The sequence below is a fragment of the Dietzia sp. CQ4 genome (assembly GCF_014145125.1).
Classification (GTDB): Bacteria; Actinomycetota; Actinomycetes; order Mycobacteriales; family Mycobacteriaceae; genus Dietzia; species Dietzia natronolimnaea.
Genome location: NZ_JAALDZ010000301.1, coordinates 1 through 3,589, shown reverse-complemented (window position 1 = coordinate 3,589; position 3,589 = coordinate 1). Strand labels below are relative to the sequence as shown.

3 protein-coding genes are annotated in these 3,589 nt (G+C 70.5%); all 3 read right to left on the bottom strand.

All coding sequences use genetic code 11. The features are described from left to right. Positions 1-144: 144 nt before the first annotated feature. Entirely contained in the window at positions 145-1,257 is a 1,113-nt protein-coding gene (locus G6031_RS15375; RefSeq protein WP_179523234.1) for an NDMA-dependent alcohol dehydrogenase, read from the bottom strand. A 182-nt stretch (positions 1,258-1,439) separates the two neighbouring features. Beyond that, on the bottom strand, positions 1,440-2,969 hold the full coding sequence (locus G6031_RS15370) for an aldehyde dehydrogenase family protein (protein WP_182653727.1): 1,530 nt from the start codon (positions 2,967-2,969) through the stop codon (positions 1,440-1,442). A 100-nt stretch (positions 2,970-3,069) separates the two neighbouring features. Continuing rightward, the coding region (locus G6031_RS15365; RefSeq protein WP_277820153.1) for a helix-turn-helix domain-containing protein at positions 3,070-3,589 on the bottom strand (520 nt) is incomplete at its 5' end.

The window sequence follows — 3,589 nt, the reverse complement described above, 5'->3', positions numbered from 1 at the left end:
TGTGCGCTGACCGGGCACGCGCTCGCGCGAGACGCCATCCGCGGGAGCGCCTGCCCGCCATTCCTTGGCCAACGACTGCGCGCGCCACCCCGGGATCGGGGCGGCGCGCGCAGTCGTCGGCCGCGCCGGTCGGGCGGCGACGGGTCAGGCGTCGTGGATGATCACTCCGCGCATGATCTTGCCGTCCTGCAGATCCCGGTAGCCCTCGTTGACCTGCTCGAGCGAGTAGGTGGTGGTGATGAGCTCGTCCAGCTTGAGCTTGCCCTCGTCGTACAGGCGCAGCAGCTTGACGATGTCGTACTGCGGGTTGGCCGAACCGAACAGGGTGCCCGTGATGGTCTTGCCGAACAGCGCCATCACGGTGCCGCTGACCTGGACGGTCTTGTCGGTCATGTTGCCCAGGCCGGTGATCACCACGGTGCCACCCTTGCCGATCACGTCGAAGGCGCTCGAGACGACCTGCTCGTCGACGGTGCCCACCAGGATGAGCGCCTGGTCCGCCATCTGGCCCCAGGTGAGCTTCTCCACCTCGGCGTGGGCCTCGGCGGCGTCGGCGAACGCGTGGGTGGCGCCGAACTTGAGAGCCTCGTCGCGCTTGAACTGGACGGGGTCCACCACCACGACGTGGCGGGCCCCCGAGTGGACGGCGCCCTGGACGGCGTTGATGCCGAGCCCGCCGATGCCGTAGATCACCACGGTGTCGCCCTGGCGCACGTTGCCCGCATAGGTGGCGGTGCCCCAGCCGGAGGGCACGCCGCAGCCCACCAGGACGGCCTTGTCGAGCGGCAGCCAGTCGTCGACCTTGACCACCGAGTGCTGGGAGATCACCGAGCGCTCGGAGAAGGTGCCGAGCATGCACATGGCACCGAACTCCTTGCCGCCCGAGCGGAAGCGGAAGGTGCCGTCGGGCATGTGCCCCTCGAGGATCGTGGCACCCATGTCACAGAGGTTCTGTCGCCCGGTCGAGCAGTACCGGCAGGTGCCGCAGTTGGGGATGAAGGAGCACACCACGTGGTCGCCCGGCTTGACCTTGGTGACGCCCACGCCCACCGCCTCGATGACGCCGGCGCCCTCGTGCCCGCCGACGATCGGGAAGCGCGGCGGGAGCGAGCCGTCGGACAGGTGCAGGTCGGAGTGGCACAGGCCTGCGGCCGTGTACTTGATGAGGACCTCTCCGGGGCCGGGATCGTCCAGGTCGAGCTCGATGATCTCGAACGGCTGGTGGAGGTCGAACAGTACTGCTGCCTTGGTCTTCACGGCGGTGTTCCTTTCGGGGGAGCGGGTGATCGGAAGTGGAGAGGGGTAAAGGGGCGGGTGGGCAAGGGGTGTGGGACGTCGGGAGAGGTCGCAGAGAAGGGGAGTCGCCGGCGTCCCCGGACGAGTCACGGGGACGCCGGGTCCCGGTCCCGGGGGTCGGAGGGAGCCCGACCCGGACCAGGTCAGAGCTGGATGTTGACCGACCTGGTCTGCGTGTAGAGGTCCAGTGCACCCTGGCCCAGCTCGCGGCCCCAGCCGGACTGCTTGAACCCGCCGAACGGCATGGCGGTGTCGAAGCCGTTGTACTGGTTGACCCAGACCGAGCCCGCGTGGAGGCGGCTGGCGACCTTGTGGGCCTTGGAGATGTCCTTCGTCCACACCCCGGCGGCCAGGCCGTAGATCGAGTCGTTGGCCTGCCGGACCGCGTCGTCGACGTCGGTGAACCGCAGGGCCGAGACGACGGGGCCGAAGATCTCGTCCGTCACCACCCGGTGGTCGGGCTCGACGTCCACGAACACGGTCGGCTGGATGAAGTAGCCGGTGTCGCCGTGTCGGCCGCCGCCGGTGAGGGCCCGCCCGCCGTCCTCGATGCCGGCGCGGAGGTAGTAGGAGACCTTGTCGAACTGGTCCTGGTCGACCAGCGGGCCGAGCTCGGTGGCGGGGTCCAGGCCGTGTCCGATGGTGGCCTGGGCGGCGGCGTCGGCGACGGCCTGCGTGAACTTCTCGTAGATGGAGTCCTCGACGTACAGGCGGGTGCCGGCGGTGCAGGCCTGGCCGTGGTTGAACATCCACGCGGCCACGGATCCGGCGACGGCGGCGTCGAAGTCGCAGTCGGCAAAGACGATGTTGGCGCTCTTGCCGCCCAGCTCGAGGGAGACCTTCTTGAGGTTGCCCTTGGCGGCGTCGACGATCAGCTTGCCCACCTCGGTGGAGCCGGTGAAGGCCACCTTGTCCACGTCGTCGTGGGCGGAGATCGCGGCGCCGGCGTCGCCGAAGCCGGTGACGATGTTGACCACGCCGGCGGGCACGCCGGCCTCGGCGATGACCTCGCCCAGCAGCAGCGCGGTCAGCGGAGTCTGCTCGGCCGGCTTGAGGACCAGGGTGTTGCCGGTGGCCAGGGCGGGGGCGAGCTTCCACGCCGCCATGAGCAGCGGGAAGTTCCAGGGGATGATCTGGCCGCACACGCCCACGGGGACGCGCTGGGTGTAGGCGTGGAACTGCTTGTCGCCGGCGAACGGCATCGACACGTTGACCGTGGAGCCCTCGATCTTGGTGGACCAGCCGGCGTAGTAGCGGAACACGTCGGCCGCCCACGCCACGTCCACGGCGGTGGCGATCGCGACGGACTTGCCGTTGTCCAGGGCCTCGATCTGCCCGAACAGCTCGGCCTTGGCGTCCAGCAGGTCGCCGATGCGCCACAGGATCTGCTCGCGCTGGTTGGGCTTCATGGTCGCCCACGCGCCGTCGTCGAAGGCGCGGCGCGCGGCGGCGACGGCCCGGTCGACGTCCTCGGGTCCGCCGTGCGCGACCTGCGTGATCTCGGCGCCGGTGGCGGGGTCATAGGTGCCGAAGGTGCGGCCGTCCGCCGCGTCGACCCACTGCCCGTCGATGAAGAGCTGGTGCGGGCGGCCGAGGAAGTCGCGGGCCTCGGCGCCGAGTCGCTCGTCGACCTGGGTGGTGCCGCCGGTGTCCCGGGAGAGTGTGCCGGTCATTGTGTCCTCCAAGAATCCCGACCGGCTCAGGTGTGAGGCCGGTCACAACCCATCATGGGGTCGTGGACGGGACCCGGAGTGTTCAGTTTCTGGACACCTTCTAGGACAGGCCGAATTCCCGCATCCGGGCGTAGAGGGTCGTCCGGCTGATGCCCAGCCGCTTGGCGGCGCGGGACCGGACGCCGTCGCAGTCCGCCAACGCGGCCACGATCGCGTCGTACTCGCCCCGTGCCAGCTCGCCGGCGCGTGGAGGCCGGACGGCACGGGCCCGGGAGGGCAGTGAGTCCACGTCGAGGGTTCCCGACCCTCTCCTGGCGGTGTGGGTGAGGCAGTCGCCCAGGACTGACCGCAGTGACACCAGCCCGTTGGGCAGGTCCAGTGCGCAGACGGCGTCCACGAACCGGACCGTCACGGTCGGCGCCCCGACCCCGCGCCCGGCGGCCAGTTCCGCGACCATCCGGAGCACGATCTCGCCACTCTCGGAACCGCGCTCGTGGAGCGGGCGCAGGACCGTCCGAGCGCCGCACGCGTCGAGCACCTCCGTCACCGCCGCGCGGGGGTCCTCGCGACTGGTGACGACGACGAGGGCCGCCCCCGCGGACCCCAGGCGGGCCGCCAGG

Bases quoted from the DNA above. Each gene is read 5' to 3' on its own strand.
- G6031_RS15370 (WP_182653727.1), bottom strand. From the start codon at position 2,969: ATGACCGGCACACTCTCCCGGGACACCGGCGGCACCACCCAGGTCGAC.